We start from the raw sequence: 26,914 nt of genomic DNA on the forward strand, positions 1-26,914 counted from the left end.
TGCCCCGGGCGGTTCCGGACGATCCGGGGCATGGGAAGCGCTACTGCCCAGGTGCCTGCGCCCGCACCGTCGGGTCGATGAGGCCGAAGATCTCGCCCTGGGGAGCCTGAACGATCGCGGAGCGGCCGAACGGGGTGTCGTCCGGTCCCATCAGTGCCGTGGCGCCGAGTTCGGTTGCGCGGGAGAGTTTTTCGTCCGTCCCGTCGACCTGGAACCAGGTGAGCCAGTAGGGCGGGTTGTCGCCGGGGGCCTTGCCCGCGTCCATGACACCGCCGGCGACGTCCGCGCCGGGCGGGGAGAAGGTCGAATAGACGAAGTTCTCACCGTCGCCGATTTCGTCGTATGTCCAGCCGAAGACGCGGCGGTAGAACTCCTGCGCGGTGGCGTAGTCGCCGGTGTGCAGTTCGTTCCAACAGTAGGAGCCGGGTTCGTTGTAGATACCGGCGCCGGTGTGGGCCTTGGCCTGCCAGACGCCGAAAATGCCGCCGGTGGGATCGGAGGCCACGCACATGCGGCCCACGTCCATGACGTCGAAGGGTGGAGCGAGCACGGTTCCCCCGGCCGCGCCGATGGCCTCGGCGACCGCGTCGACGTCGTCGGCGGCGAGGTAGGTGGTCCATACCGAGGGCATCGGCGCCTCGCCCATCTTGGGGCCGATTCCGGCGGCCGGTTTACCGCCCAGCATCGCCATCAGATATCCCCCGGCCTCGGGCGGGCTGTCCATGATCTCCCAGCCCAGCAAACCGGCGTAGAAGTCGCGGGCGGCCTGCGGATCGTCGACCGAACAATCGATCCAGCAGGGCGTACCCTGCGGCCACGCAGAATCACGAGTGGGCATTGCGGAACTCCTATCGTGTGTTCGAGCACGTGAGAACTGCCGATGGCACACGATCAGCTAATCACAGAAGGGCGGGTGGGAAAACCCTCGTCCCGGACCCGCCGAGGCGCGCGAGGGCGCGGTCAATCCAGGAGCCGCAGCACCCGCTCCAGCCGGCTTCGCCACCACGCCGTGCGCTCCGGATCGGGATGGCGGAAGCGTTCCAGGAGTGCGGGATCCGGGGCCGGCGGGGTGCGCGGCACGCTCAGATATCCGTCGACGGGACGTAGCGAATGCGCGACCACGTCGCCGGCGAACAGATTGACGGTGCCCAGCCCGCAGGCGTGGTCGAGTTCCGGTAGGGCGCCGGCCAGCGCGAGCTGGGCCGACAGTCCGACGCTCGTCTCGAGTGCCGAGGAGATCACGCACGGCAGCCCCGCCGCTTGCGCTACCCGCAATGCCCGCCGTACCCCGCCGAGCGGCGTGCATTTCAGGACGGCGATATCGGCCGCTCCCGCCACCGCGACCCGCAGCGGATCCTCGGCGCGTCGGATGGATTCGTCCGCGGCGATGGGAATCTCGACCCGCCGCCGGACCGCCGCCAGCTCCTCGATCGTCCGGCACGGTTGCTCGGCGTACTCCAAACCCTCTGCGGCACGGTCGATCTGCCGCAGGTTGGTGACCGCGGTATCGACATCCCAGACCGCGTTGGCATCGACCCGGACGGCGCCGTCGCGGCCCAGCGCAGCGCGGACGGCCGCCACCCGCTCGATATCCTCGGCGAGCGAGTCGGGATGATCAGCGATCTTGACTTTCGCTGTGCGGCAGCCGGATTCGGCGACGATGGAATACGCGCGCTCGGGTCCGACCGCGGGAACGGTGCAATTGACCGGAATGCGATCCCGGACCGGTTCCGGCCAGCCGGCCTCGATCTGCTCGACCGTGGTGGCGAGCCAGTTCGCGGCCTCGCGGTCGTCGTATTCGACGAACGGGCAGAACTCACCCCAGCCGCGCGAGCCTTCCAGCAGCATCCCTTCGCGGACGGTGATGCCGCGGAAGCGAGTCCGCAGCGGAATCGCGTACACCAGGGCGGACGACGGATCCAGATCGCTCACCCGAACCAGCCTAACCACCGCCCGCCTCGCAAACTCGAGCACCGGGGAGCATCCGGAACCCGAGCTCGGAGGGTCCGAGGCGCCCGGCCCACGCAAGCCGCATCAAGCCGGCCCGCGCAGTTGCGGCCTACCCGTGATCGCCGCCTATCCCGCAGCGACCGATGGAACGGGCGCCGGACATCGCTCGCCCGGATGCGCTTGCGAATCGCACGCGACCCGCGTTTCCATGAGTAGCTATGGAGTTTTGGCCGGACCGCCCGCCGCTGCGGCGCGGCGATGCCGTGCTGAGTGCCATGGTCTATCTGGCCGGTTGCGGTGTGGCGTGGGTGATCTGGCGGTACGGCCTGCCGTACCGAGATATGGCGCGGCAGCGCACTCGGCCGGGGCACACTCATCTGCCGCCGGCGTACGCCGTGGCGTTCCTGTCCCTGGTCGGTGCGCTGCTGCTGGCCGGGCGGTGGACCCTGCGGGCGTTGCGGGAACGCCGCCCGGCCTGGCCCTACGCGCTGCTCACCCTGCCGCTGCTGGCCGAGGCGTGGCTGCTCGGTTTCGCGGCGGCGCTGGTCGTGGTGTCGGTCTGAGGATCAGAGCCGCTCGTAGATGGTCGCGTTCGCCAAACCACCTGCCTCGCACATGGTTTGCAGTCCGAAGCGTGCTCCGCGTTCATGCAGTGCGTGGACCAGCGTAGTCGCCAACCGCGCACCGGAGGCGCCGAGCGGATGACCCAGCGCGATCGCGCCGCCGTTGACGTTCACCCGGGACAGATCCGCGCCGGTGTCGGCGGCCCAGGCCAGGACCACCGAGGCGAAGGCCTCGTTGACCTCGAACAGATCGATATCGGCCAGCGAAAGGCCCGAGCGCTGCAACACTTTCCGAGTCGCCGGGATCACCGCGGTGAGCATCAGTAGCGGATCGTCGCCCGCGACCGCGAAACTGTGCAGCCGGGCCAGTGGCGTCAGGCCCAGTTGCGCTGCCTTCTCGCTGGTCATGATCAGCACCGCCGCGCTGCCGTCGTTGATCTGACTCGCATTGGCGGCGGTCACGTTCCAGCCGATCTCGGGGAATCGGGCGGCATAGGCGTCGCTGTAGTAGGCGGGACGCAGCCCGGCCAGGGTTTCCAGGGTGCTGCCGACCCGAATGCCCTCGTCGGTACTCAACCCGGCCAACGGCGCCAGTTGTGCCTCGAAGGATCCGTTCTTCGTTGCGGTGGCGGCCTTTTCGTGGCTGGCGAGCGAGAATTCGTCCATGGCGGTGCGTGCGATGCCCCAGCGCGCCGCGATCAGTTCCGCGCTGATCCCCTGCGGTACCAACTCGTCCGGATACCGCTCGGCGAAGCCCACGCCGTTGATATCGGTCGCGCCCGCCATACTCGACCCCATCGGCACCCGGCTCATCGACTCCAGACCGCCGGCGACGACGATGTCGTAGGCCCCGGCCAGCACGCCCTGCGCGGCGAAGTGGATGGCCTGCTGGCTGCTACCGCACTGCCGGTCGACCGTGGTGGCCGGAACGGACTCCGGATATCCGGCCGCGAGCGCGGCCCGGCGGGTGATGTTGACCGACTGCTCGCCGACCTGGGTGACCACGCCGCCGATGACGTCGTCGATCAGCGCCGGATCGATCCCGCTGCGCCGCACGACCTCGCGCAGGCTGTGGGCGAACAGGTCGGCCGGATGCAGTTCGTGCAGCGCTCCGGTGGCTTTGCCCTTCCCGATCGGGGTGCGTACGGCCTCGACGATCACTGCGTCTCTCATGGCGATTCCTCCGGTATCGCGCCGTTGCGACAATCTGACTTAGTCGCCCTATAGTCAGGGTAGGGGCTGGCATTAGTTATGGCAAGTCAGAGTTGGTATGATCGTCGTCATGCCTGTGAAGCTGGAAGGATCCCTGCGTGATCTGAATTCGTGGCAGCCGGACGGCTGTTCCATCGTGAAGGCGCTGGATATCGTCGGCACACGCTCGGCGATGCTGATTCTGCGCGAATCCCTCTACGGCACCACCCGCTTCGACGGTTTCGCGGCGCGGGTGGGTATCACCGACGCCGCCGCGGCCGCCGCGCTGCGCAAACTCACCGACGCCGGGCTACTGCGCAAACAGCCGTATCGCGAAGAGGGTAAGCGCACCCGCAACGAGTACGTGCTCACCGATATGGGCCGGGATCTGCTGCCGGTGATCTTCGCGCTGTGGCAGTGGGGGGACAAATATCTGCAGGGCGGAGTGCCGCCGCTGGAGCGGGTCGAGGACACCACCGGAGAACCGGTGCGGGTGGAATTGCGCAGCGCCGGAGGCGACGAACTCGCGCTCGAGGATATCCGGGTCCGGGTCAACCAGGACTGGCGCCGGGCGAGCGTCCAGCCCGGGATGTGACCGCGCGGCGATGAGACGATCGGCGCCGGCATGCGGCGGACCGGTGCGTGAGCCGTTACGATCGTGCCCTCGAGCACCCGGAAGCGCTCGAGGGCAACGAGATTCGAATCCTAGGTCAGTCGTCTACCGCCGGCCGGGTCGAAGAAGTAGGTGTGCTCCGCATCGGTGGTGAGCGTCAGTTTCTCGCCCTTCTGCGGCGGATTGCGCCAGTCGGCGCGGGCGACGATCGTCTGATCTCCGCCGGCCTCGCCCAGGGTGCGGCCATAGATGTAGGCGTCCGATCCCAGCTCCTCGACCACATCGATCTCCATGGCGATGCCGTCGGAACCGCCGGCCAGATCGAAATGCTCCGGCCGGATGCCGACCACCACGGTCTCGCCCGCGGCGCCGGCCACCGCGCGCGGCAGCGCGATCGAATGTCCGCCGAGGGTCACCGCACCGTCGGACACCGGCAGGGTGAACAGATTCATCGCCGGGGAGCCCATGAAGCCGGCGACGAACAGATTCGCCGGATCCCGATACAGATCCCGGGGTGAGGCGCACTGCTGCAGCAGTCCGTCCTTGAGCACCGCCACCCGGTCGCCCATGGTCATCGCCTCGACCTGGTCGTGGGTGACGTAGACCGTGGTGGTGCCGAGCCGGCGCTGCAACTGGGCGATCTGCGTGCGGGTCTGCACACGCAGTTTCGCGTCCAGATTCGACAGCGGTTCGTCCATCAGGAATACCTGCGGCTGCCGCACGATCGCGCGTCCCATCGCGACACGCTGACGCTGACCGCCGGACAGTGCCTTGGGCTTGCGGTCCAGGAAGTCCTCGAGGTCGAGCAGTTTCGCCGCCTCCAGCACGCGCTGGTTGCGCTCGGCCTTACCGACCTTGGCCATCTTCAGCGCGAAACCCATGTTCTCCGCGACCGTCATATGCGGGTACAGCGCGTAGTTCTGGAAGACCATCGCGATATCGCGCTGTTTGGGTTCGGCGTCGGTGACATCCTTCTCGCCGATCAGAATGCGGCCGTCGTCGACCTCCTCGAGTCCGGCCAGCATGCGCAGCGAGGTGGATTTGCCGCATCCGGACGGTCCGACCAGTACCAGGAATTCGCCGTCGGCGATCTCGAGATTCAGCTTGTCGACGGCGGGTTTGGTCCCACCCGGGTAGAGCCGGGTGGCATGGTCGAAGGTGACCGTGGCCATGGTGAATCAATCCCTTCACCGGCAGGAACGTGCCGGACGATCCGAGTAGAGGGGTCGGTGCGCGCCCCACAGTAACCCAGCGGCACGCGCGGGGTGCAGCGGGCGAGTAGCCTCGTCAAGGGCCGCTGACGGGCCGCGAGAGCAGCTGACCAGACGAAGGAGCATTGGATGACTCGACCGGTTCGTATCGGAGTTCAGCTACAGCCGCAACATGCTCCCGACTACGGGTTGATTCGCGATGCCGTACGCCGGGCCGAAGATGCGGGCGTGGACATCGTCTTCAACTGGGACCACTTCTATCCGCTCTACGGCGATCCCGACGGTGCCCACTTCGAATGCTGGACCATGCTCGGCGCGATCGCCGAGCAGACCGAACGAGTCGAACTCGGCGCCCTGGTGACCGGCGGCGGATATCGCAATCCCGATCTGCTCGCCGATATGGCCCGCACCGTCGACCACATCTCCGGCGGCCGGCTGATCCTCGGCATCGGCGCCGGCTGGTTCCAGAAGGACTACGACGAGTACGGCTACGAATTCGGCACGCCCGGAACACGTCTGGGGTTGCTGAAGGAATACCTCGCCCGCATCGACGCCCGGCTGCCGAAACTGAATCCGCGGCCGACGCGCCACATCCCGATTCTGATCGGCGGTGGTGGCGAGCGAAAGACGTTGCGACTGGTGGCCGAGTACGCCGACATCTGGCACAGTTACGCCGATATCGAAGCGCTGGAACGGAAGTCGAAGATTCTGGCCGAGCACTGCGCGGAGGTCGGTACCGATGCGAACCGGATCGAGCGGTCGGTGTCCTGGCCCGGCGCCGAAGAGGCAGAGCGGCTGGTACAAGCCGGCGCGACCCTGTTCACCGTGGGCGTCGGCGGGCCGGACTACGACCTGAGCGTGGTGGAGCAGGCCGTCGCATGGCGGGACAACGTCAATCCGGAGTCGGTGACCGGAATCGCCTGACCGAACACCGCCGGATCGAACACCGCCGGATCAAACACCGCCGGATCGAAGACCGCCGGATCGAACACCGCCCGATCGAACCCCGATCGAACACCGCCACCGCCGGATCGAATCAGTGGGATTCGATTTCCGCCGGGCGATGTGGCAGGGGCGGTGGCCCGTGGACCCGCGTCGCCACGCTCGGCGTGCTACCGGCCCGGCTAGGGTTCTCGGCTATGGCCCGTTTGCCCGTCTCGCGCCCGCGTGCGCTGATCGCGCTGATGGCGGTGATGATGCTGCTGTTCGCCGTCGCCTGCAGCTCCGGCGGCGGCAGCTCGTCGCAGGCCTCGAACCTGTGCGCACCGCCTGGACCGTCGGCCGCCTCCCCCGCGCCGACGAAACTGGCGAGCGGTGCGACTGCCGGCACCGATCGATACACCACCGCGATCACCGCGCCGCTGAGTTCGATCGATGTCACCAAGCTCGGTTTGTCCCAGCCCGGGGTGCTCAGCGTGGGCACGCTGTCGGACGCGCCGCCGAGTATCTGTGTGGATCCGTCGGGAACCTTCACCGGATTCGACAACGAACTGCTGAAGGCGATCGGCGCGAAACTCGGACTACGGGTGCAGTTCTCCGGCACCGAATTCGCCTCGCTGCTCTCGCTCGTCGCCACCGGCCGGTTCGACGTCGGGTCGTCGAGCATCACCACCACCGATGCCCGGCGGCAGCAGGTCGGTTTCACCAACGGCTACGATTTCGGCTATTTCTCGCTCGTGGTGCCCAACGGCAGTGCGATCCAGGGATTTTCGGATCTGAAACCGGGCGTGCGGGTTGGCGTGGTGCAGGGCACCGTACAGGACGAATACGTTACCGGCACCTTGCATCTGGACGCGGTGAAATTCCCCGACTACAACACCGCCTACGCGAATCTGAAGACCGGGCAGATCGACGCCTGGGTCGCGCCCTCGCAGCAGGCCACCGGAGCGATCAAACCGGGTGATCCCACCTCGATCGTGCAGAACACCTTCAGCCTGGACAATTTCACCGCCTGGGCGGTGCGCAAGAACAACCAGCCGCTGATCGACGCGCTCAATTCCGGCCTCGACGCGGTGATCGCCGACGGGACCTACGCCAAGCTCTACTCCGACTGGGTGCCGCGGCCGCTGCCGCCGGGCTGGAAACCGGGCTCCAAATCCGCTCCGATGCCGCAACTTCCGGACTTCGAGAAGATCGCCGCCGAACATCGGCACAGCGATCAGCAGAACGCGCCGAAATCGACGCTGGCGCAATTGAAGGATACGTTCTTCGATTGGTCGTTGTACCGCAAGGCATTTCCTGATCTGTTCAAGACCGGGCTGCCGAATACGCTGATCCTGGCGCTGGTTTCGGGCGTGCTGGGCACGCTCATCGGCATTCTGCTCGCGGTGGCCGGTATTTCGCGCACACGCTGGTTGCGCTGGCCCGCCCGGGTCTACACAGACATCTTCCGCGGTTTGCCGGCGGTGGTGATCATTTTGTTGATCGGCCTGGGCATCGGCCCGGTGGTGAAGGGGATCACCGGGAACAACCCATACTGGCTGGGCGCGGTGGCGCTGGCGCTGCTGGCCTCGGCCTATATCGGCGAGATCTTCCGCTCGGGTATTCAATCGGTGGAGCCGGGACAATTGGAGGCCGCGCGGGCGATCGGATTCGGCTATCGGCAATCGATGACGCTGGTGGTGATTCCACAGGGCGTGCGCCGAGTGCTGCCGGCGCTGATGAACCAGTTCATCGCGCTGATCAAGGACTCCTCGCTGATCTACTTCCTCGGCCTGCTCGCCTCCCAGCGGGAACTGTTCGCCGTCGGCCGCGACCTGAATTCGCAGACCGGAAACCTGTCGCCGCTGGGCGCGGCGGGCCTGGTCTATCTGCTGCTCACCATCCCGCTCACCCACCTGGTGAACTACATCGACCGCCGATTGCGCACCGGCCGCGCCGAAGCCGCCGCCGACGAAATCGACCAGGCTGTCATCACGGAAGGACGCGGAGCGTGAGCGACCAGGATGCGAAGGGCGTGAGCGACCAGGATGCGAAGGGCGTGAGCACCAGTTCCTCGCTGACCGGGGTCGATCTGCATCTGACCCTGGGCAACAATCAGGTGCTGCGCGGCGTCGACATTCACGTCGAGGCCGCGCACACCACCACGGTGATCGGCCCGTCCGGTTCGGGGAAATCTACGCTGCTGCGGGTGCTGAACCGGCTGCACGAACCCGATTCCGGCGATGTGCTGATCGACGGGGTTTCCGTGCTGGGTGAGAATCCGGATCGGCTGCGCCAGCGCATCGGAATGGTCTTTCAGCATTTCAACCTGTTCCCGCACAAGACGGTGGCGGAGAACGTGGCCCTGGGGCCGCGGAAATTGCGCGGCCTGAGCAAGGAGGCGGCACGGGCGCTGGCCCTGGAACAACTCGAGGCGGTTGGATTGGCGGCGCGAGCCGATACCCGCCCCGCGAATCTGTCCGGTGGTCAGCAGCAGCGCGTCGCCATCGCCCGTGCGCTGGCGATGAAGCCGGAATTGATGCTGTTCGACGAGGCGACCTCGGCCCTGGACCCGGAGTTGGTCAAGGGTGTGCTCTCGTTGATGGCGGATCTGGCCGCGGGTGGTATGACGATGATCGTGGTGACCCACGAAATGGGTTTCGCCCGTTCGGTTTCCGACAGCGTGGTGTTCATGGACAAGGGCAAGGTGGTGGAGTCGGGGCCTCCGGATCGTCTCTTCGACGATCCGGAAACCCCACGCCTGCAACAGTTTCTGTCCCAGATCCTCTAACTGCCAGAACTGCTGCCGCTGAACGGCATATTGGCGAACTGTGCGAAACTGCCCTGCGCTCCGCTGTAGACGTTGAGGTCGGTATTGCCCGCGATACCCGGCACACTGCCGGAATCGGTGGTCTGCCAGAAGGTCCACGCCGGCCAGCCACCGGGAACCTCGGGCTGGGCGTTGCCGCGATAATCGGCGATCCACAGCGGGTACTGGTGGAACTGATCGGAATCGGCCATCGCCGTCTGCCAGAACCGCGGGTAGGTGTAGATGATCGGCACCCGGCCGGTCAATGCCTGCACTGTGGTCAGATAGCGATGAGTCCAATCGATCAGCTCCCCCGGGGGCAGCCCGCCGGAATTCTCCATATCGAGCACCGGCGGCAGATCCAGCGGGCCGTTCTGGCCGAGGACGACCGCGGCGTAGAGGGCGGCCTGCGGTTCCGGCGGCAGATCCGGATGGGCGTAGTGATAGGTCCCGCGCGCCACCCCGGCCGCGCGCATCAGCAGGCTGTCGGGGACGAAATAGGGATTGACGTAGTTCAGCCCCTCGGTGGCCTTCACCATGGCGAAGTTGTGCCCGGAGGCCCGGACCGCGAACCAGTCGATCAGACGGCCGTCGATGTGCTGCCAGGACGACACATCCGGCCCGGTGGGTCCAGCGGAGGCGATACCGGTTGCCGAGAATATGCCGGCAACGGCGAGCAGCGGCAGGGCTGCGGTGAAGCGACGGACTTTCGGACGAGCCACGGTGCGTCGATACATGGGTACGAGAGTAAGCAGCCGAGGCGCTTGTGACCAGTGTTTACGCGTGACTCATCCGAGCCAGTCGAGGACGGCGGCGGCCGTCCACGACTGCTGCATGCTCCCCAGCGGATCTCCGGTGAACGGGTCGTAGTACTCCGCAAAGCTGCCGTCGCCCGCCTGCCGCAAACCTTCCGCACGCAGCATGAAGGATCGTTCGGCCCAGCCGCGGCGGGCGAAGACCCACGAGAACAGCCAGCTCATCACCGGCCACACCGGCCCGCGCCAATATTCGCGCGGGCGGAAATCCTTCGACACCGGCGAGGTCGAGGGCGGCAGCGCGTAGCGCAGATCGGGATGGCCGCAGAAGCGTGGCCCCTCGAACAGGCGCAGCAGACTGCGTTCAGTGGCGCGCGGTAGTCCGCCGCACAGCAGCGGCGCGAACATGGCCAGCGTTTCGGTGCTGATCCATTCGTCGGTCCGCAGGTCGAAGTCGCGCGCGGCGCCGGAGCGCGAATCGGCGGTGGCGATCACGCCGGCACGGAAATAGTCGGCCCACTCGTAGAGCTCGCGCACATCGGCGTGCGGCATGCGGTAGTCCTCACCGATTCCGGCCAGCACCTCACAGGCCAGTGCGAAGACGGCGGTCACGAAGACGTCCTCCACGGCGAAGCTCATCGTCGAGGCCAGGTGGAAATCGTCGTAGCCACAACGCCGCATTTGCTCCACAAGCCACAGGTAGCGGTCGTATTCGCGATCGGTGGGACGCTGCGCCGGGTCGACCACGTCGATATCGGCCCGCCGATACGGCGGCAGGTCGCCGACCACCACGTTGGCGTAGGCGCGATCCCACCGCGGCGAATTGTCCATCCCGGACTCCCAGCCGTGATACAGGGTGATCCGGCCGTGCTGTTTGGGGTCGCGGGCATGTGCCAGCCAGCGATGCCAGCGCATCAGATCGACCCAGCGCCGATCCAGGAATTCCGCGGCGACCGCCCGGGTGGTGCGGCCATGGCGCCGGGAGTGGTCGAGAATCCGCTGGACCGCGATCGCGTGCACCGGCGGCTGGGTGATGCCCGATGTGTCGACACCGGCGGGGGCGTTGGCCGCAAGCCGGCGGCACTCCCACCGGCTCGGTCCCGGGAAATAGCCGTCGACGCCGTTGGCGAACACGATGTGCGGAATCATCCCGTTGCGCCACTGCGCGGAGAGCAGAGTGTCGAGTTCGACCACGGCGCGCTCCACACTCAGTGGGGCCAGGCCGACCGCGACGAAGGCGGCGTCCCAGCTCCACATATGGGGGTAGAGCTTGGGCGCCGCGCTGGTCATGGTCCCCAGATCGTTGCCGCGGAGCAGATAGGCGGCCCGGGCAGCCAGCTGGGTGGGGGTGAAGCCGGGACCGTTCATCTCCCTATTCTGCGACGTCACCTTCAGATATGCGCGGCGCCCGGGCGTCGCGTGCCGCACAATGGCCGCCGCCGGGGCATGGTCCGGCCCGGTCATCTGTTCGGCAGTGTCCACCCTCATCGCCTCGTTCTGTGTCATGCGCGGTGCCCGTCCCCCGCCCGCCGCTGTGAACCGGTTGCTCGAGTCTGGATTACACCCATCGGCATCGGCTCGCCACCGATGGACGACAGATGTCCGGTCGCGGCGGTGCAGTTGTCCGGGCCCCGCCCGTGTGATCGTCCGCCCCACCGGGGTGCGTAGCGTAGCGCTGCGACAGCGGGGGCGCGTGGGGTTTACGGTGAGCACATGGCCGCACCTTCGGAAAGCATTGCCGCGCAGGATCTACCGACCGCGCTGATCACCGGCGCCAGCCGGGGGCTGGGAGCCGCGATCGCGCGGGAGCTCGCGGGGACGCATCGACTGCTGCTGGGCGCGCGTTCGGCGGAATCGCTGGCGAAGATACGGACGGAACTTCCCCATGCGCAACCGTGGCCGGTCGATCTGACCGATTACGCCGCGCTGCCCGCGGCGACGGCGCCGATCGACCGTCTGGATGTGCTGGTGCACAACGCGGGCGTCGCCGAACTGGGCTCGATCGCCGACTCGTCGGTCGAGCTGTGGCGAAAGACGCTGGAAGCCAATCTGATTGCCGTCGCCGAGCTGACCCGGCTGCTGCTGCCCGCCCTGCGCGCCGCCGGCGGCCATGTGGTGCTGATCAATTCGGGCGCCGGCCTGCGCGCCAATCCGGGCTGGGGTGTGTACGCCGCGAGCAAATTCGGCCTGCGCGCGTTCGGTGACGCGCTGCGGCTCGAGGAACCGCGCCTGCGTGTCACCTCCGTTCACCCGGGACGCATCGACACCGAAATGCAACGCGCGATCGTCGCCTCCGAGCAGCGGGATTACAACCCTGACGAGTTCTTGACCGCGGCGACGGTCGCCCGGGCCGTCCGCAACGCCGTCGAGACGCCACGCGACGCGCACCCGACCGAGATCGTGCTGCGCCCGATCGCCCGCTGAATCGGCGGTGTCGGCCCGGTTGAATCGGCGCTGTCGGCCGGGCTGAATCGGCGCCGTCAGCGCTGGGGTCGACGCGCCCGCGCGACCGGTGTGCGGGTGGCGAGGGCGCCGAGGGTGCGGTAGCTTAGGGCAGAAATGACCTTCTACCAGGGGCGACACCGTCATGGGTGACGCACGGCCGAATCGGCGGCAGCTGCTCACGCTGCTCGCCGCGGGCACGGCGGCCGCATTGACAGGCTGTACAACGGCCCACAGTGTGACCGGGGAAAGGGCGAAACCTGCCGCCGCGGCGGTCACCCCGTCTCCGCCTCCCGCGCCGCCGCCCCCGCTGTTACCCCCGCCGCCAACCGGGCCGAAGACCGTGGCACCGGCGGGCGCGTTGACCGCTCTGCCGGGCGCCGGCGCGAATCTCGCGCTCACCGTGGACGACGGCGCGAGCCCCGAGGTGGTCGGCGCGTATATCCGCTTCGCGCGCGATACCGGCGCCCGCTTCACCTTCTTCGTGACCGCCGTCTACGACTCGTGGACCGTACACCGGGACGCGCTGCGCCCGCTGGTGGAATCCGGGCAGATCCAGCTGGGCAACCACACCTGGGATCATCCCGCGCTGACCAAGATCTCCGGCAGCGCCGTCGCCGATCAGTTCCGCCGCACGAAAACGTTCCTGCACAACAACTTCGGCGTGGATGGAACGCCCTACTACCGCCCGCCCTACGGATACCACAACGCCGCGGTGGACCGGGTCGCGGCCGATCTCGGATATACGGTTCCGACGCTGTGGTTCGGCTCGCTGTCGGACTCCTCGATCGTCACCGAGGAGTTTCTGATGCAGATGGCCGCGAAGTACTTCAACCCGCAGGCGATCGTCATCGGCCATGCCAACCATCCGGCCGTCACACATTGCTACGGCCGGTTGGTCGACATCATCCGCGAGCGTCACCTCTCGATGGTCACCCTCGACGACGTGCTGTTGCCACCGCGCTGACAATCCACCCTGCTGAAATCTTCAGCGGGGAGGGACTTACGCGACGACGTTGACCAGCTTGCCGGGGACCACGATGACCTTGCGCGGGGTCTTGCCGGCGAGGAATTCCAGCAGCTTCTCGTCGGCGAGCGCGGCCGTCTCCACCGCCTTCGCATCGGCGTCCGCCGGTACGCTGACCCGGCTGCGGACCTTGCCGTTCACCTGGATCGGATAGTCGACCGAATCCTCCACCAGCAGTGCGGGATCCGCGGTCGGGAAGGGCCCGTGCGCCAGCGCCGTGGTGTGGCCCAGGCGTTCCCACAGTTCCTCGGCGATATGCGGGGCCATCGGGGCCAGCATCAGCACCAGCGGTTCCACCACTGTGCGCGGGGCGCCCTGCGGGTACTGCTTGGTCAGATGGTTGGTCAGCTCGATCAGTTTCGCGCCGGCGGTGTTGTCGCGCAGGGCGGCGTAGTCGGCGTCGACACCGTCGATCGTCTTGTGCAGCAGGCGAAGGGTGGCATCGGCAGGCTCGGCGTCGGTGACGCGTGCGGCCCCGGACTCCTCGTCGACCACCAGGCGCCACACCCGTTGCAGGAAGCGGTGCGCGCCGACGACATCCTTGGTCGCCCAGGGACGCGAGGTGTCCAGCGGGCCCATCGACATCTCGTACAGCCGGAAGGTGTCCGCGCCGTACAGATCGCACATCTCGTCGGGGGAGATGGCGTTCTTCAGCGATTTGCCGATCTTGCCGTACTCCTGGAAGACCTCGATCTCCACACCGGAGGTGTTCGTCCAGAAGAACTTGCCGTCCCGCTCGACCACCTCGGCCGCCGGGATGTAGGTTCCGCGCTCGTCGGTGTAGGCGAAGGCCTGGATATAGCCCTGGTTGAACAAGCGCCGGTACGGCTCCGGACCCGAGACCTCGCCCAGATCGAACAGCACCTTCTGCCAGAACCGCGCGTACAGCAGATGCAGCACCGCGTGTTCCACGCCGCCGACGTACAGATCCACGCCGCCGGGGTCGTTCGCACCGTGTTCGGCCGGGCGCGGGCCCAGCCAGTAGCGCTCGTTCTCCGGCGCGCAGAACGCCTCCGAATTGGTCGGGTCGGTGTAGCGCAGCTGGTACCAGGAGCTGCCGGCCCACTGCGGCATCACGTTGGTGTCGCGGCGGTAGGTCTTCACCCCGTCGCCCAGATCCAGTTCGACCGTCACCCAATCGGTGGCCTTGGCCAGCGGCGGCGACGGTTCGGAATCGGCGTCGTCCGGATCGAAGGTGACCGGCGCGAAGTCGCGCACCTCCGGAAGTTCCACCGGCAGCATGGATTCCGGCAGCGGATGCGCCGCGCCCTGCTCGTCGTAGACGATGGGGAACGGCTCACCCCAGTAACGCTGACGGGCGAACAGCCAGTCGCGCAGCTTGTACTGGATGGTTCCCTTGCCGTGGCCGTCGCGCTCCAGGCGCTCGACGACGGTGGCCTTGGCCGTCTCGACGTCCAGTCCGTTCAGGTAGTCGGAGTTCACCAGCAGGCCGTCGCCCGAGTACGCGGACTCCGAGATGTCGCCTCCGGCAATCACTTCCACGATCGGCAGGCCGAATGCCCGCGCGAACTCCCAGTCGCGCTGGTCGTGGCCGGGTACCGCCATGATCGCGCCGGTGCCGTAACCCGAGAGCACATAGTCGGCGATGAAGATCGGCAGTTGCGCCCCGTTGACCGGGTTGGTGGCGTAGGCGCCCAGGAAGACGCCGGTCTTCTCCTTGTTCTCCTGTCGCTCCAGATCGGACTTCGCGGCGATCGACTTGCGGTAGGCCGCAACGGCTTCGGTCGGCGAGGCGGCGTCGAAGGTCCACCGGGGGTCGACGTCGGCGGGCCACTGCGCGGCGGCCAGCCGGTCCACCAGTTCGTGCTCCGGGGCCAGCACCACATAGCTCGCCCCGAACAGGGTGTCGGGCCGGGTCGTGAAAACCTCGATATTCTCCCCGTTCGCTGTATCGACGGTGGCACTCCCGGGGCGCTCCGTGGTTACGCCGGCTGCCTCCTCCGCGCCCGTCGCTCGCGCCACGGCATCGACGGTGGCACTCCCGGGGCGCTCCGTGGTTACGCCGGCTGCCTCCTCCGCGCCCGTCGCTCGCGCCACGGCGAAGGAGACCTCGGCACCGCGCGAGCGCCCGATCCAGTTGCGCTGCATGGCCTTCACATTGTCCGGCCAGTCCAGCAGGTCCAGATCATCGACCAGGCGGTCGGAGTAGGCGGTGATGCGCATCATCCACTGCCGCAGGCGTTTGCGGAACACCGGGAAGTTGCCGCGCTCGCTGCGGCCGTCGGCGGTGACCTCCTCGTTGGCCAGCACGGTGCCCAGTCCGGGGCACCAGTTGACCATCGAATCCGATTGGTACACCAGGCGATAGGAGTCCAGCACCTCGCCCTGTTCGGCAGGCGACAACTCGGCCCACGCGCGACCGTCCGGGGTGGGGCGTTCACCCGCGGCGAATTCGGCCACCAGATCCGCGATCGGGCGGGCCTTGTTCGCCGAGGTGTCGTACCAGGCGTTGTAGATGCGCAGGAAGATCCACTGCGTCCACTTGTAGAACTCGGGGTCGGTGGTCGCGAACGAGCGGCGCCGGTCGTGGCCCAGGCCGAGCCGGTCCAGCTGGCGCTGCATGGTGGCGATATTGGATTCCGTGGTCACCCGAGGATGCGCGCCGGTCTGTACCGCGTACTGCTCGGCGGGCAGGCCGAAGGCGTCGTAACCCAGCGCGTGCAACACGTTGCGACCGTGCATGCGGTGGTAGCGCGCGAACACATCGGTGGCGATGTAGCCCAGCGGATGGCCGACGTGCAGACCCGCACCCGACGGATACGGGAACATGTCCTGGATGAACAGCTTGTCGGCCGGGGTCTCGCCGGCCAGCGGGCCGACCGGGTTCGGCGCGTAGAAGGTGCCGCGCTCCGCCCACACCCGCTGCCACTTGCTCTCCAGGGCGCCGGCCAGTTCCGCGTTGTAGCGGTGCGCGGGCACATCGGTTCCGGGAAGCGTGGGCAGGCTGCTTTCGGGCCCGTCACCCCGGCCGGTCGATGCGCCGGCTGTATCGGTTGCACGAGTGTCCTGCACGGTCCTGCCTTCTTGTCGCCGAGTTCCCCTGGTGAACGTCTGTGGACAACGTCGTCACTCAGGGTAGAGCGTGCGCACGTCAGCACCCAAAAAGGGGTGAGCGGGGCGTTCGCGGCGGCGGCGAGCCCCGCGGGCACGCGGTTTTGATACCGGAGTACCGTATTCCGGGTGTTCGTGGTCGCGCTCCTCCTGTTTCTGCTGGCGGCCGTGGCCGTTGTCACGGGCGTGCTCGGGCTGACCGGCACCCTGCCACCCAATCGGTTCTTCGGTGTGCACACCGAAGAAGCCCTCCGCACCGAAGAGGCGTATCGCGTGGCCAATCGCGTCGCCGGGCCCACCTCGGTCGGCGCGGGTCTGCTGCTCGCGGCCGCCGGTGCGATCGCGCTGGTCGCGACGGTATGGGTGGGCTTGGCTGCCGCCGCGGTGGCACTGATCGTGGCCCTGTTCACGCTGGGCGCCGGGGTCAACGCGGCCAACGAGGCGATCGCGGGGCTCGCGCCCGCCGAGGTCGGCGGCTGCGGCAACTCCTGCGGTGCGTGCTCACTGCGCGACGCCTGCCAGCCGGCCAATTGATCCGTCCGGCGTCCGGCCGTCCGGTATGACGGGTCCGCTCACGGTCGGCTTCGACCTCGATATGACCTTGATCGACTCGCGTCCCGGCATCCGCGCCTGCTATCAGGAATTGTCGAGACGCACCCGCACTCCGATCGACAGCGATCTGGTCGTCACCCGCCTCGGGCCGCCGCTGGAACACGAGCTGGCCAACTGGTTCCCCGCCGACCGCGTCCCGGCGGTTGCCGCTCTGTATCGGGAGATGTATCCGGATTTCGCGATCGCCGGCACGGTGGAATTGCCCGGCGCCCGCGCGGCGACCGCGGCGGTTCAGGCGCTGGGCGGCCGGGTGATCGTGGTCACCGGCAAATACGAACCGAACGCCAAACTCCACCTCACCCACCTCGACATTCCGGCCGACGCGGTGATCGGCGACCTGTGGGCCGAACAGAAGGCCCAGGCCCTGCGCGACCACGACGCGAGCGTGTACGTGGGTGATCACATCGGCGATATGCGCGGCGCCCGTACCGCGTCGGCATACGCCGTCGGCGTGACCAGCGGTCCGTGCGATGCCGCCGAGCTGCGGGCTGCCGGCGCCGATGTCGTCCTGCGCGACCTCACCGAATTTCCCGGGCTGCTGCGCGAGCTCGCGAGCTGACTGCCCCGGCAAGCGCCGCACGTCCTACTGTCGGTGCGGGTCGCACTCCGGTGCGGCGATCGAGCGGGAAAGCGGACTGCCGGCCGGAAGGACGTAGAACACCGTGAGCCGCAAGGGTTTTCGAGTGCGGTTGCCGGCGGTGTGGGCGTGGGCGGCGCCGGCGGGCTCGCGAAATATCCGGCCCGGGCGGTAAGCGACCGGTACCGGTCAGCCACGCGGCGCGTACATGATCACGGTCACGCCCACCAGGCAGATCGCGGCTCCCGCCACATCCCAGCGGTCCGGCCGGAAGCCGTCGAACGCGATGGCCCACAGCAGCGACCCCGCGACGAACACACCGCCGTAGGCGGCCAGGATCCGGTCGAAATGAGCATCCGGCTGTAGCGTCGCGACGAACCCGTACAGCCCCAGCGCGATCACCCCGGCCCCCGCCCAGGCCGACCCGCGATGCTCACGCACCCCTTGCCACACCAGCCACGCCCCGCCGATCTCGGCGAGCGCGGCCAGGACGAACAGCAGAATCGAGCGCACCACGGTCACGAACGGCGAGCCTACGAAACTCGGTGCCGGTGGCTCCGGACGGGACGGCCGGCGCGTCGTCGGCCCCGGGCGTTTAGACGATCCCCAATGCCAGCATCGCGTCGGCGACCTGTGTGAAACCGGCGATGTTCGCACCGGCGACGTAATCGCCCGGGGTCCCGTACTCTTCGGCGGTCTCGAGGCACCGGTCGTGGATGCCGCGCATGATCGTCTCGAGGCGCTGTTCGGTGTGTTCGAAGGTCCACGAATCGCGGGAAGCGTTCTGCTGCATCTCGAGTGCGCTGGTGGCCACGCCCCCGGCATTGACTGCCTTGCCCGGTGCGAAGGTCACGCCCGCGCCGACCAGCAACCGGGATGCCTCGGGCGTGCAGGGCATATTGGCGCCTTCGGCCACGATGGTGCAGCCGTTCTCGATCAGCAGCCGGGCATCGCTGCCGTTGAGTTCGTTCTGCGTCGCACACGGCAGCGCGATATCGCAGGGCACCGCCCAGATCGAGGCGGAATCCACGAAATACGCCGAGCCACGGGCGATGTCGGGGTATTCGTGGATGCGGCCGCGCCGGTCGTGCTTGATCTCCTTGAGCAGTTCGAGATCGATACCCTTGTCGTCGACGATGTAGCCCGAGGAGTCGGAGCAGGCGACGACGGTGCCGCCCAGTTGGTGCACCTTCTCCACGGCGTAGATGGCGACATTGCCGGAGCCGGAGATCACCACGCGTTTGCCCTCGAAGCTGTCGCCACGCCGGTCGAGGATCTGCTCGGTGAAGAAGACGGTGCCGTACCCGGTCGCCTCGGGGCGCACCTGCGAGCCACCCCAGCTCAGGCCCTTGCCGGTGAGCACGCCGGATTCGTAGCGGTTGGTGATGCGTTTGTACTGGCCGAACAGATAACCGATCTCGCGCCCGCCTACGCCGATATCGCCGGCGGGAACGTCGGTGTGCTCGCCGATATGCCGGTAGAGCTCGGTCATGAAGGATTGACAGAAGCGCATCACCTCAGCGTCCGACCGCCCCTTCGGGTCGAAATCCGAACCGCCCTTACCGCCGCCGATCGGCATTCCGGTGAGCGCGTTCTTGAAGATCTGCTCGAACCCCAGGAATTTGACGATGCCCAGATAGACCGACGGATGGAACCGCAGGCCGCCCTTGTAGGGGCCGAGCGCGGAGTTGAACTCGACCCGGAAACCGCGGTTGATCTGCACCGTCCCGCTGTCGTCGACCCACGGCACACGGAAGATGATCTGCCGCTCCGGCTCGCACAACCGCCGGATCACCGCCGCGTCGACGTACTGGGGGTGTTTGGCGACGACCGGCCCGAGGCTGTCGAGCACCTCGCGCACGGCCTGGTGGAACTCCGATTCACCGGGGTTGCGCTGCAGTACCTCGGCATAGATGTCCTGCAGCTTCTCGTCCAGGGCGGCCATGGACGCACTCCTTCCGGTCGTCGACTGCGCCGAAAACCCGGGCCGGATGGGGCCGGCCCGGGTCCGATCGGCCTCGTTCCTACGTTCTCATGCCAGGACAACGCGGTTTCGACCGGTATGTCCGTTAATCACTGGGTGGTAGCTCAGTTGGTCTTGCGGCGGAACAGCGAGCGCGACCAGAGGTAGCCGACCGCCGTGAAGCCGATGCACCAGGCCACCGCCGCGACGCCGTTGCCTCCGATGGCCGTGCCCATGAGCAGTCCGCGCAGCGTTTCGGTCAGGGGTGTGAAGGGCTGGTACTCGGCGAATTGCCGGACACCGGCGGGCATGGTGTCGGTGGGAGCCAGGCCGCTGCCGAGGAAGGGGAGGAAGATCAGCGGAGTGGGGGTATTGCTCGCGCTCTCCGGTGTTTTGGCGGCCAATCCGAAACCCACTCCGAGCCATGCCAATCCGAAGATCACCAGGGCGATGAGGCCGAAGGTGGCGAGCCACTCCACGATCGTGGCATCGGGGCGGAAGCCGATCAGTGCCGCGACCCCGACCATCAGGCCCACACCCAGCACACCTTGGATCACGGTCCCGGCGACCTGGCCGGTGAGGATCGAGGAATGTGCCATGGGCATGGTCCGGAACCGGTTCACGATGCCCTTGGTCATATCCGAGGCGATGGCCACCGCGACACCGACCACCAGATAGGCCGGGATGATCAGCATCATGCCGGGGACCAGGTAGTCGATATAACTGCCGCCGGTGGCTTTCTCCAGTGCGCCACCGAAGATGTAATCGAACATCAGCAACATCACCAGCGGCATGATGAACATGCTGATCGTCATGCCGGGATATCGCTTGGCGTGCACCAGGTTCCGGCGCAGCATCGTGCGGGAGTCGGCGAGGGTGTGCGTGGTCATCGTGCGGATTCCTTCTCGGGTGCGGTGCGGCCGGTGAGGGTGAGGAAGACGTCGTCGAGATCGGGGGTGTGCACCGACAGGCTTTCGGGCTCGATGCGGGCGCGCCCGAGCCGGTCCAGGACGTCGCGCAGCGAGGCGACGCCGCCGTCGCTGGGCACCGCCAGGGTCGAGTCCGTGGTCGTTCCGCCGAGTAGTTCGGCGGCGCTGCGCAGCTGCTCCTCGTCGCCGAAGGTCAGGCGGATATGTCCGCCCGGCACAAGACGTTTCAGCTGTTCGGGCGTGCCCTCGGCGACGATGTGGCCGTGGTCGAGCACCGCGATCCGGTGCGCGAGCTGGTCGGCCTCCTCCAGATACTGGGTGGTGAGGAAGATGGTGACGCCGTCGGCGACCAGCTCGCGGATGATGTCCCACATCCCGCGCCGGCTGCGCGGGTCCAGGCCGACCGTGGGTTCGTCGAGGAAGATGATGCGCGGCTTGCCGACCAGCGTCATCGCCAGGTCGAGCCGGCGCGTCATACCGCCGGAGTAGCTCCCGGCCACCTTGTCGGCGGCGTTCAGCAGGTCGAAGCGGGTCAGCAGGTCGTCGGCGACGCGCCGGCCCTCGCTACGGGGCAGATGGTGCAGATCTGCCATCAGCAGCAGGTTCTCGCGTCCGGTGAGCAGTTCGTCGACCGCCGAGAACTGGCCGGTCACGCCGATGGCAGTGCGGACGGCGTCGGGATCGGTGACCGGGTCGTGGCCCCCGACGCGCAGGTTGCCGTCGTCGGGCCGGGTCAGGGTGGCGAGGATGTGGACGGTGGTCGTCTTCCCGGCGCCGTTGGGGCCGAGCAGCGCGAAGATCCTGCCCTCCGGCACGGTGAGGTCGATACCGTCCAGCACCACATGGTCGGCGAACGATTTCCGTAGACCGGTGACCGATATGGCCGGTGAACTCATGGTGGTCCTTCCATAATAAGATAGCGATGAATGCATGCGTCGACCGAGCCGTGTCCGCGGGATTCCTGCGGACAAGGTGGGTCGATATCGAATTGTCTTGCGGTCGAGGTTATTTCGGCTCGAAGCGGTCGGTCAGATGTCGAGATCCTCGATCTGCGGATGCTCGGTCAGGTCGCTGATGCGGTCGTACAGCTTGTCGGGAACTCTGCCTTTCAGGTCGGCCGGTGAGTCGTAGATGTCCATGGTGAATTCGCCCCAGTCCGGATCGGTGACGCCGAGCATTCGCCGCCAATTGGTCAGATCCTTCAGCCAGTTCGTGTCGGTGGGGTAGTCCGTCCATTCCGCACGCTGCCGGTGCAGCACGAATTTGCCCCTGCGTGTGCGGAATACGCGAATACGCTCGAAGCGCTCGTTGCCCATATCGCTCGACTCGGTGAGCAGTACCCCCGAGAATCGCACCTGCCGGGCGCCGTTGTGGCCGACCCGCAGGACGATCTCGTCGAATCCCTGCAGCCGCCCCTCCTCGAGCTCGATGTATCGGCGCAGTGCCGTCACGATCGCACCCGACAGATTGCCGCCGACCAGCTCCTGCGCGCGCTGGAACAGGGGTAGATCGTCATCGGAGACGTACACGGTCTTGTTCGGCATGTCCCAACTATACGTAGATGTATACGTACACACAAGGGGATCCTTGTGCGACGGCACGCGGGAACGATGAACCGGTCGGGGGCGTGCTTCGTATCTCGGCTGAGTGCGTTCGGTTCGGCACCGCGGCCGGCTTCCGAACTCCCCACGGGAAGGAGCGGCGATGCCGTTACGACTGGTCGACTATCTGGTGCGGGCCGTATCGGACATGGGCGTTCGACATATCTTCGGCGTCGACGGCGCCAATATCGAAGATCTCTTCGACGCGGTCCACGACGCCTCGGACCGGATCACCGCGGTGGTCGCCAAACACGAATTCGCCGCCGCCACCATGGCCGACGGTTATGCCCGTTCCACCGCGGGCCTCGGCGTCGTCTGCGCGACCTCCGGTGGCGGAGCGATGAATCTGGTTGCCGGACTGGCAGAATCGCATGCCTCGCGGGTCCCGGTGCTCGCGTTGGTGGGGCAGGCTCCGACCGACCTCGAAGGTAGAGGCGCCTTCCAGGATTCCAGCGGCCGAGCCGGAACCTTCGACGCTGCCGAACTTTTCGCCACGATCGCGCTGTACTGCGCACGGGTGGAGACGCCCGCCTCGCTTCCGGCCCACCTCTCCCGCGCCGTCGCGGCCGCACGTGCGGGCGGTCCGGCGGTCCTGCTGGTGCCCAAGGATGTTCAGCAGGCCGAACTTCGCGCCGACCCGTTCGTCGCACCGTGTCCGGTACACGGCCGGGACGACGCCGGTATCGATCGGCTCCTGGAGGGGCTGCGAGCGGCCCGCGCGGTCGGCAAGGTCGTGATCATCGCGGGCGCGCAGGTCGCCCGCGACGATGCTCGTGCCGAACTGCGTGATCTGGCAGCGGTTCTCGACGCCGGGGTCGGCGTCGCGCCGGACGCCAAGGATGTGTACGACTGCACCGAACCAGGATTCCTCGGTGTCGCCGGAAGTATGGGCCATACCGAACTGGCCGACGCCCTGAACGGCAGCGCCCTGTGCTTGCTGGTCGGCACCCGGATGCCGGTCACCGCGCGCGCCGGATTGGAATCGGTGCTGGGCGCGTCGACGGTGTCGGTCGGCGGTGAGCCGCCCTACCTCCCCGCGGTCCATGCCACCAGTACCGATCTGGCCGCCACACTCCGCGAACTGACGTCGGAGCTGAGTGCCGGCGCGGGCCGGGTGCACCGGGTGGATCCCCGGCGCCCGCGCCGCAGGCCCGACCCGCTGCCGGTTCCGCCCGCGGACGGACCGGGCCTGCGTTATCGCGACATCGTCGAAACGCTCAACAGCACAATGCATTCGGATACCGATGTCTTCGCCGACGCGGGCAATACCGGGGCATCGGTGGTGCATCATCTCCGTCTGCCGCGTGACGGCCGCTTCGTCGTCGCCCTGGGCATGGGCGGTATGGGCTACGCCTTCGGCGCCGCCATCGGGTCCTGTTTCGCCCGCCGGCACCGCGACGACGGGACCGAGCGGCGCACCGTGGTCGTGGCCGGCGACGGCGCCTTCTACATGCACGGCATGGAGATTCACACCGCGGTCCAGTACGGGCTGCCGGTGACCTTCGTCGTACTCGACAATTCAGCGCACGCCATGTGCGTGACCCGTGAGCAACTGTTCTACGGAGATCGATACAGCTTCAACAGATTTCACAAAGCGCATCTGGGAGCCGGTATCGCGGCGATGTTCCCGGATCTGCCCTCCTTCTCGCCGGCGACGCCGGCCGAGCTCGCGACAGCGCTGTCGTACTGCCTGGAAACGCCCGGGCCCTCGTTCGTTTCGATCGATTGCGATCCCGACGAGATACCGCCGTTCATCCCCTTCCTGTCTGCATCGAGGAGGAATCCGTGACCATCAGCACCGCGCCCGCTCTCAGTGACATCCCCGATCCTCCGCACCGCGTGATTCCCGGGTTGTTGCGCATCGAGAATTCCGATCGCGAGGAGACCACGCCGATCATCATGGATATGCTGCGCTCGGTCTATCCCCACGACCAGATCTTCGGTCAATTCTGCCCGGTGCAGGACTATATCGCCGCGCCTCCGCGCGAATTGTACGAATACCTCTCGCACACACAGAGTTTGGAGGAGTGGACCTACAGTCTGCGCGGATTCACCGAAACCGCCACTCCGGGGCTGTGGGAATCCTACGACCGGCTGGGCAAGGACACCCGGATCTTCACGCGCACCGAGGCCAATCCGGATGCGATGACCGTGGACTACCACTGTGCGTGGGATCAGGGGGAACACCTGTGGATGGTCTACCTGATGCGGGTCGTCGACGCCCAGGTGGTGTTGAACAAGCCCGGTTCGGTGGTGTTGTGGACCAATTGCCGCCACCCGTTCTACGACGCGAATCCCTATCCCGACAAGGCCCCGGTGGGCCGCACGGTCTGGGTCGGCGATTTCTGGGAGATGTTCTCTGCCGGTCATCGGCTGGAGCTGGACAACCTGAAGGCGATCGCCGAATACCGTGCCGCGCACGGACTTCCGATCACCCCCGAGTGGATGAAGTGAGGACGCGCGAGATGGATTTCACCGATCCCGCCCTGCGGCCGGCACCGGTCAGTCTGGTCGATGTGGCCTGCTATCTGCCGGGTGAGCCGGTAGGTACCGAATACTTCACGCAATTCGCGCGTTCGGACCGGATGGCGAAGAACGTCATGTTCCGCGCGCCGCGCGGTCGCCATCACAAGGGCCGCGACGAAACCGCCGTGGATATGGTCGAACGCGCGGTCGCGCCGCTGATCGAACGGCACGGCGCCGGCACGCTCGCCGATATCGACGTGTTGCTCACCCATACCCAGCTCCCCGACAATCCGGTCATGGGCGCCGGGCCGGAGGTGGCGCGGCGGCTGGGGATGAATCCGAACTGGGTCTTCGACGTGCACAACGGCGGCTGCGCGGCATTCATCCACATGATGATGCTGGCCCGGATGATTCTGCAGACGACCGACGCCCGCACCGCCTTGATCGCGACGACGCAGAACACCGCGGGGCCGGTCTTCACCCAGACCGAGATTCGCAAACTGGCGCAGGCGCCGGTGCCGGGAGATGGCTGCGGGGTGGGATTGCTGGTCAAGGACAACAGTGCGCCGATCCTCGATATCGAATGCCGCACCTTCCCGGAATTCGCCGGGGATATGGATTTCTCCACCGGCTCCGAACGCAAGTACTGGGAGCCCGGGGAAGGACAGAGCTGCGTGAGTTTCACCGAATCGAAGGTGACGAAGGTCTTCGCGCGCGGCAACCGGCTGGTCCCGGAACTCGCCCACGCGGTGTGCGACCGCATCGGGGTGAAAGGCCGCGATATCGACACCTTCGTCACCAATCAGCCGAACCGCCTGTTCCTGCGGAATTGGCACGATGCGCTGGAACTGCCCGCGGAACGGCATCCGGATTCCTTCGATCGATGCGGAAATCTGTTCGCCGCCGGCATTCCGGTGACCCTGGATATCGAGAATCGGGCCGGCCGGTTGCGCAACGGGTCGGTGGTGCTGCTGGCGGCCTTCGCCCACGCCGGGGATTTCGCGGCCGCGGCCGCGGTGCGCTGGGGTGCGGCGTGATGAATTCGTCTGAACCCGCCGTGACGCAGCCGATACCGACGCCGCGGTTCGATCTGACGCTCAGCGAAAACCCCTTTCCGCCACTGCCTTCGGTGCTCGCGGTGGTGAACGAGGCGATTCGCGGCGCCAATCGGTATCCGGAATTCCTGCCCCGGCGGTTGCCGGCCGTGATCGCCGCGCACCTCGGCGTCGATGCCGATCAGGTGGTCGTCGGTGCGGGGGCGACCGGTGTGGTGCTGCAGATCATGCGGGCGGTCTCGGGGTCGGGGCGGCGCATGGTGCTCGCGACTCCGACCTTCGACGGCTATCCGATCATGGCCGCTATCGCGGGTCTGCAAGTCGTGGGAGTTCCCCTGGATTCGAGCGGACGGCAGCGGCTGACGGCGATGGCCCGGGCGGTGGACGAGCGCACGGCACTGGTCGCGATCTGCCGCCCCCACAATCCGACCGGGACGGTGGCGCCCGCCGCGGAGTTGAAGGCCTTTCTGTTCGGTGTGCCGCGACACGTTCCGGTGATCCTGGACGAGGCCTACGTGGAATTCCTGGCCGATGCCGAAACGGTCGACCCCTGCGAACTCGTCGCCCGCTATCCCAATCTCCTTGTGTTGCGCACCTTTTCGAAAGCCTACGGCCTGGCCGGACTGCGTATCGGCTATGCGTTCGGCGCGCCGGAACTGATCGCGCGGGTGCGGCGACTGCAACTTCCGTTCGGAATGCCCGACTACGCGGTCGCCGCCGTGCGCGCCTGCTACGCCGCCTCGGCGGAGCTCGCCGAACGGATCGCCGATATCACCGCCGAGCGGGAACTGCTTCGAACGGCATTGCGGCACAAAGGTTTAGCCGTGCCGTGCAGCCGCGGCAACTTCCTCTACCTGCCGGGGCCCGCGGCCCATGCGACGTTGACGGGGGCGGGGATCGCGGCCAAGGGTTACCCCGACGGCAGTGCGCGGATCGCGGTCGGTGATCCGCGTGCCGATGCCGCGGTACTGCACGCCTTCGACGGCCGCGCCGATCCGGTTCCGCGGCGGCGCCCGCCGCCCGGGCAGGCCGCGGGGGATCGGTGTGCCGGCCTTCCGGTCCGGGCCTGACGGTAAAATTTCTAGCATCGCTAGACAACCTAGTTGAGAGCATCTACTGTTGCCCTAGAAGCTAGCAACGCTAGATGTCGACTAGGA

General features: G+C 67.2%; 25 protein-coding genes. 13 read left to right on the top strand and 12 right to left on the bottom strand.

The genetic code is table 11. From position 1 onward, the window contains the following. Positions 1 to 40: 40 nt before the first annotated feature. Both C5E41_RS05105 and C5E41_RS05110 read right to left on the bottom strand, forming a co-directional pair. On the bottom strand, positions 41 to 838 hold the full coding sequence (locus C5E41_RS05105; protein WP_104374668.1) for a VOC family protein: 798 nt from the start codon (positions 836 to 838) through the stop codon (positions 41 to 43). Positions 839 to 960: 122 nt separating this feature from the next. Continuing rightward, positions 961 to 1,932, bottom strand: a complete 972-nt coding sequence (locus C5E41_RS05110) for an o-succinylbenzoate synthase (protein WP_104374669.1) — start codon at positions 1,930 to 1,932, stop codon at positions 961 to 963. A 236-nt stretch (positions 1,933 to 2,168) separates the two neighbouring features. On the opposite strand from C5E41_RS05110, the gene C5E41_RS05115 reads away from it, so the two are divergent. Next, on the top strand, positions 2,169 to 2,513 hold the full coding sequence (locus C5E41_RS05115; protein ID WP_104374670.1) for a hypothetical protein: 345 nt from the start codon (positions 2,169 to 2,171) through the stop codon (positions 2,511 to 2,513). Positions 2,514 to 2,516: 3 nt separating this feature from the next. Here C5E41_RS05115 and C5E41_RS05120 read toward each other — a convergent pair whose 3' ends face one another. After that, complete coding sequence (locus tag C5E41_RS05120) at positions 2,517 to 3,686, bottom strand: thiolase family protein (protein WP_104374671.1); 1,170 nt, start codon at positions 3,684 to 3,686, stop codon at positions 2,517 to 2,519. 109 nt (positions 3,687 to 3,795) lie between these two features. Between C5E41_RS05120 and C5E41_RS05125 the strand changes: the two genes are divergently transcribed. Continuing rightward, positions 3,796 to 4,299 (top strand): winged helix-turn-helix transcriptional regulator, encoded by a 504-nt coding sequence (locus C5E41_RS05125; protein WP_439956350.1) that lies wholly within the window; start codon positions 3,796 to 3,798, stop codon positions 4,297 to 4,299. A gap of 110 nt (positions 4,300 to 4,409) precedes the next feature. Here the strand turns inward: C5E41_RS05125 and C5E41_RS05130 are convergent, their stop codons facing one another. Then, positions 4,410 to 5,489, bottom strand: coding sequence for an ABC transporter ATP-binding protein (locus C5E41_RS05130; protein ID WP_104374673.1), 1,080 nt, complete (start codon positions 5,487 to 5,489; stop codon positions 4,410 to 4,412). 168 nt (positions 5,490 to 5,657) lie between these two features. On the opposite strand from C5E41_RS05130, the gene C5E41_RS05135 reads away from it, so the two are divergent. The 3 genes from C5E41_RS05135 to C5E41_RS05145 all read left to right on the top strand — a co-directional run bounded on the left by C5E41_RS05135 (position 5,658) and on the right by C5E41_RS05145 (position 9,240). Next, positions 5,658 to 6,452 (top strand): LLM class F420-dependent oxidoreductase, encoded by a 795-nt coding sequence (locus tag C5E41_RS05135; protein ID WP_104374674.1) that lies wholly within the window; start codon positions 5,658 to 5,660, stop codon positions 6,450 to 6,452. Positions 6,453 to 6,667: 215 nt separating this feature from the next. Beyond that, the gene (locus C5E41_RS05140; protein WP_104374852.1) at positions 6,668 to 8,464 is read left to right on the top strand and encodes an ABC transporter substrate-binding protein/permease; all 1,797 of its coding nucleotides are present in this window, start codon (positions 6,668 to 6,670) and stop codon (positions 8,462 to 8,464) included. A 44-nt stretch (positions 8,465 to 8,508) separates the two neighbouring features. Further along, the gene (locus C5E41_RS05145) at positions 8,509 to 9,240 is read left to right on the top strand and encodes an amino acid ABC transporter ATP-binding protein (RefSeq protein ID WP_104374853.1); all 732 of its coding nucleotides are present in this window, start codon (positions 8,509 to 8,511) and stop codon (positions 9,238 to 9,240) included. Here C5E41_RS05145 and C5E41_RS05150 read toward each other — a convergent pair. Beyond that, positions 9,237 to 9,995, bottom strand: coding sequence for a glycoside hydrolase family 25 protein (locus C5E41_RS05150; RefSeq protein WP_104374675.1), 759 nt, complete (start codon positions 9,993 to 9,995; stop codon positions 9,237 to 9,239). The genes C5E41_RS05145 and C5E41_RS05150 overlap by 4 nt on opposite strands. 51 nt (positions 9,996 to 10,046) lie before the next feature. Next, positions 10,047 to 11,381 carry a glucosylglycerate hydrolase gene (gene ggh, locus C5E41_RS05155; RefSeq protein ID WP_104374854.1) on the bottom strand — a complete coding sequence of 445 codons (1,335 nt, stop codon included), beginning with the start codon at positions 11,379 to 11,381 and terminating at the stop codon, positions 10,047 to 10,049. A gap of 345 nt (positions 11,382 to 11,726) precedes the next feature. On the opposite strand from ggh, the gene C5E41_RS05160 reads away from it, so the two are divergent. Both C5E41_RS05160 and C5E41_RS05165 read left to right on the top strand, forming a co-directional pair. Then, positions 11,727 to 12,437 (top strand): SDR family oxidoreductase, encoded by a 711-nt coding sequence (locus tag C5E41_RS05160; protein WP_104374676.1) that lies wholly within the window; start codon positions 11,727 to 11,729, stop codon positions 12,435 to 12,437. Between the two features lie 163 nt (positions 12,438 to 12,600). Continuing rightward, the gene (locus C5E41_RS05165; protein ID WP_104374677.1) at positions 12,601 to 13,422 is read left to right on the top strand and encodes a polysaccharide deacetylase family protein; all 822 of its coding nucleotides are present in this window, start codon (positions 12,601 to 12,603) and stop codon (positions 13,420 to 13,422) included. 36 nt (positions 13,423 to 13,458) lie between these two features. On the opposite strand, the gene leuS is transcribed toward C5E41_RS05165, so the two are convergent. Continuing rightward, on the bottom strand, positions 13,459 to 16,515 hold the full coding sequence (leuS, locus tag C5E41_RS05170; RefSeq protein WP_104374678.1) for a leucine--tRNA ligase: 3,057 nt from the start codon (positions 16,513 to 16,515) through the stop codon (positions 13,459 to 13,461). Between the two features lie 168 nt (positions 16,516 to 16,683). Between leuS and C5E41_RS05175 the strand changes: the two genes are divergently transcribed. Beyond that, entirely contained in the window at positions 16,684 to 17,088 is a 405-nt protein-coding gene (locus tag C5E41_RS05175) for an SdpI family protein (protein WP_104374679.1), read from the top strand. Positions 17,089 to 17,113: 25 nt separating this feature from the next. After that, a complete protein-coding gene (locus C5E41_RS05180; protein ID WP_104374680.1) occupies positions 17,114 to 17,725 on the top strand; it encodes an HAD family hydrolase in 612 nt (203 codons plus the stop codon). 207 nt (positions 17,726 to 17,932) lie between these two features. Here the strand turns inward: C5E41_RS05180 and C5E41_RS05185 are convergent, their stop codons facing one another. The 5 genes from C5E41_RS05185 to C5E41_RS05205 form a co-directional block, all read right to left on the bottom strand. Further along, a complete protein-coding gene (locus tag C5E41_RS05185; RefSeq protein ID WP_104374681.1) occupies positions 17,933 to 18,265 on the bottom strand; it encodes a YnfA family protein in 333 nt (110 codons plus the stop codon). A gap of 73 nt (positions 18,266 to 18,338) precedes the next feature. After that, entirely contained in the window at positions 18,339 to 19,688 is a 1,350-nt protein-coding gene (gene gdhA, locus C5E41_RS05190; protein WP_104374682.1) for an NADP-specific glutamate dehydrogenase, read from the bottom strand. A gap of 143 nt (positions 19,689 to 19,831) precedes the next feature. Next, the gene (locus tag C5E41_RS05195; protein WP_104374683.1) at positions 19,832 to 20,596 is read right to left on the bottom strand and encodes an ABC transporter permease; all 765 of its coding nucleotides are present in this window, start codon (positions 20,594 to 20,596) and stop codon (positions 19,832 to 19,834) included. After that, a complete protein-coding gene (locus C5E41_RS05200; RefSeq protein WP_104374684.1) occupies positions 20,593 to 21,531 on the bottom strand; it encodes an ATP-binding cassette domain-containing protein in 939 nt (312 codons plus the stop codon). The genes C5E41_RS05195 and C5E41_RS05200 overlap by 4 nt, the downstream gene beginning before the upstream one ends. Before the next feature lie 132 nt (positions 21,532 to 21,663). Next, positions 21,664 to 22,179: an EXLDI protein gene (locus C5E41_RS05205; protein ID WP_104374685.1), complete on the bottom strand. Its 516-nt coding sequence runs from the start codon at positions 22,177 to 22,179 to the stop codon at positions 21,664 to 21,666. A gap of 160 nt (positions 22,180 to 22,339) precedes the next feature. On the opposite strand from C5E41_RS05205, the gene C5E41_RS05210 reads away from it, so the two are divergent. From C5E41_RS05210 to C5E41_RS05225, 4 genes are read left to right on the top strand one after another with little or no spacing between them, the layout of a single operon-like run. Beyond that, on the top strand, positions 22,340 to 24,025 hold the full coding sequence (locus C5E41_RS05210) for a thiamine pyrophosphate-binding protein (protein WP_104374686.1): 1,686 nt from the start codon (positions 22,340 to 22,342) through the stop codon (positions 24,023 to 24,025). After that, complete coding sequence (locus tag C5E41_RS05215; protein ID WP_104374687.1) at positions 24,022 to 24,690, top strand: SRPBCC family protein; 669 nt, start codon at positions 24,022 to 24,024, stop codon at positions 24,688 to 24,690. Before C5E41_RS05210 ends, C5E41_RS05215 begins: the two co-directional genes overlap by 4 nt. An 11-nt stretch (positions 24,691 to 24,701) precedes the next feature. Next, the gene (locus C5E41_RS05220) at positions 24,702 to 25,739 is read left to right on the top strand and encodes a 3-oxoacyl-ACP synthase III family protein (protein ID WP_104374688.1); all 1,038 of its coding nucleotides are present in this window, start codon (positions 24,702 to 24,704) and stop codon (positions 25,737 to 25,739) included. After that, on the top strand, positions 25,739 to 26,827 hold the full coding sequence (locus C5E41_RS05225) for a pyridoxal phosphate-dependent aminotransferase (RefSeq protein ID WP_104374689.1): 1,089 nt from the start codon (positions 25,739 to 25,741) through the stop codon (positions 26,825 to 26,827). Before C5E41_RS05220 ends, C5E41_RS05225 begins: the two co-directional genes overlap by 1 nt. Positions 26,828 to 26,914: the final 87 nt, after the last annotated feature.

The sequence above is a fragment of the Nocardia nova genome, from assembly GCF_002933465.1.
Lineage (GTDB): Bacteria > Actinomycetota > Actinomycetes > Mycobacteriales > Mycobacteriaceae > Nocardia > Nocardia nova_B.

What these genes read in the sequence shown, in the direction of transcription:
- C5E41_RS05160 (WP_104374676.1), top strand. Translation starts at nt 11,727, where the DNA reads ATGGCCGCACCTTCGGAAAGCATTGCCGCGCAGGATCTACCGACCGCG.
- ggh (WP_104374854.1), bottom strand. Translation starts at nt 11,381, where the DNA reads ATGAACGGTCCCGGCTTCACCCCCACCCAGCTGGCTGCCCGGGCCGCC.
- C5E41_RS05210 (WP_104374686.1), top strand. Translation starts at nt 22,340, where the DNA reads ATGCCGTTACGACTGGTCGACTATCTGGTGCGGGCCGTATCGGACATG.
- C5E41_RS05135 (WP_104374674.1), top strand. Translation starts at nt 5,658, where the DNA reads ATGACTCGACCGGTTCGTATCGGAGTTCAGCTACAGCCGCAACATGCT.
- C5E41_RS05225 (WP_104374689.1), top strand. Translation starts at nt 25,739, where the DNA reads ATGAATTCGTCTGAACCCGCCGTGACGCAGCCGATACCGACGCCGCGG.
- C5E41_RS05115 (WP_104374670.1), top strand. Translation starts at nt 2,169, where the DNA reads ATGGAGTTTTGGCCGGACCGCCCGCCGCTGCGGCGCGGCGATGCCGTG.
- C5E41_RS05195 (WP_104374683.1), bottom strand. Translation starts at nt 20,596, where the DNA reads ATGACCACGCACACCCTCGCCGACTCCCGCACGATGCTGCGCCGGAAC.
- C5E41_RS05125 (WP_439956350.1), top strand. Translation starts at nt 3,796, where the DNA reads ATGCCTGTGAAGCTGGAAGGATCCCTGCGTGATCTGAATTCGTGGCAG.
- C5E41_RS05220 (WP_104374688.1), top strand. Translation starts at nt 24,702, where the DNA reads ATGGATTTCACCGATCCCGCCCTGCGGCCGGCACCGGTCAGTCTGGTC.
- C5E41_RS05120 (WP_104374671.1), bottom strand. Translation starts at nt 3,686, where the DNA reads ATGAGAGACGCAGTGATCGTCGAGGCCGTACGCACCCCGATCGGGAAG.
- gdhA (WP_104374682.1), bottom strand. Translation starts at nt 19,688, where the DNA reads ATGGCCGCCCTGGACGAGAAGCTGCAGGACATCTATGCCGAGGTACTG.
- C5E41_RS05165 (WP_104374677.1), top strand. Translation starts at nt 12,601, where the DNA reads ATGGGTGACGCACGGCCGAATCGGCGGCAGCTGCTCACGCTGCTCGCC.
- C5E41_RS05105 (WP_104374668.1), bottom strand. Translation starts at nt 838, where the DNA reads ATGCCCACTCGTGATTCTGCGTGGCCGCAGGGTACGCCCTGCTGGATC.
- C5E41_RS05205 (WP_104374685.1), bottom strand. Translation starts at nt 22,179, where the DNA reads ATGCCGAACAAGACCGTGTACGTCTCCGATGACGATCTACCCCTGTTC.
- C5E41_RS05150 (WP_104374675.1), bottom strand. Translation starts at nt 9,995, where the DNA reads ATGTATCGACGCACCGTGGCTCGTCCGAAAGTCCGTCGCTTCACCGCA.
- C5E41_RS05130 (WP_104374673.1), bottom strand. Translation starts at nt 5,489, where the DNA reads ATGGCCACGGTCACCTTCGACCATGCCACCCGGCTCTACCCGGGTGGG.
- C5E41_RS05200 (WP_104374684.1), bottom strand. Translation starts at nt 21,531, where the DNA reads ATGAGTTCACCGGCCATATCGGTCACCGGTCTACGGAAATCGTTCGCC.
- C5E41_RS05140 (WP_104374852.1), top strand. Translation starts at nt 6,668, where the DNA reads ATGGCCCGTTTGCCCGTCTCGCGCCCGCGTGCGCTGATCGCGCTGATG.
- C5E41_RS05180 (WP_104374680.1), top strand. Translation starts at nt 17,114, where the DNA reads ATGACGGGTCCGCTCACGGTCGGCTTCGACCTCGATATGACCTTGATC.